Raw genomic sequence first — 1076 nt, forward strand, 5'->3', positions numbered from 1 at the left:
AAGATTTTGTCTACAGTTGGCAACGATTGCTCGACCCTAACACGGCATCACCTTACGCTTGGTTTGCCGCCATACCGAATATCCTAAACTCGCAAGCCATTATGAAAGGCGAAGCAAAACCTGCTTCATTGGGCGTGAAAGCGTTGGATGAAAAAACCTTCCAAGTCACTTTGGAGCAGCCAATTCCGTTCTTCATAAAACTCCTGAGCCACCCCGTTCTTGCTCCGGTTCATCAAACAACGGTAGAGGAACACGGCAGTAACTGGACACAACCTGAGAACATCGTAACCAACGGCGCGTTTACCGTTTCGGAGTGGAAGGTAAACGAGAAGATGGTAATGAAGAAAAACCCGCACTATTGGGATGCAAACAACGTCGTCCTAGATAAAATCACTTGGCTGCCGATCGGTGATGCTAATGTCGTGCTAAATCGCTACCTAGCAGGCGAAATTGATCAGGTCATGTCGATTCCTGCCGCACAAAAAAGGAAACTAATAAGCAAACTGCCTCAAGATGTGGCTGATACAAGTGCTTCGCTAGGTTCGACTTTTTACTACCTAAATACGCAAGAAGGACCGACCAAAGATCGTCGAGTTCGCCAAGCCCTCTCCTACGCCATTGATCGCAATCTACTGACTGATTCGATTTTAAGAAATGGTGGCATTCCGATGTTCACGCTAGTACCACCGCAAACCGATGGGTTTCAATCGCACACCCCGGAATATTCCAAGTGGGACCACATCCAACGAATTGACGAAGCAAAGCGTTTGTTAGCAGAGGCAGGCTACAACCAAAGTAACCCACTTAAGTTGACGTTTACCGTCCCAACTTTCTCGATGGATGTAAAAATGGCGACCGCAATGGCGGGCATGTGGAAGAGCCGTTTAGGCGCACAAGTCACCATTAAGCAGTTGGAACCTAAAGTCTTCTATGCCTTGAAAGAACCCACAGAAATTACGCGCGGCGGTTGGACAGCCGACTACAACGAGGCATCGACTTGGTTAGATATCTTCGTATCAAATGGCGAGTACAACGATTCACGTTACCACAACCCGAAATACGATGAGTTGATGTCA

At 47.5% G+C, this 1076-nt stretch carries 1 protein-coding gene; it reads left to right on the forward strand.

What is annotated here, in order from left to right; translation table 11 throughout:
• The coding region (locus R7Q11_RS24940; protein ID WP_225466851.1) for a peptide ABC transporter substrate-binding protein at window positions 1-1076 on the forward strand (1076 nt) is incomplete at both ends.

The organism is Vibrio sp. 970 (assembly GCF_033339075.1).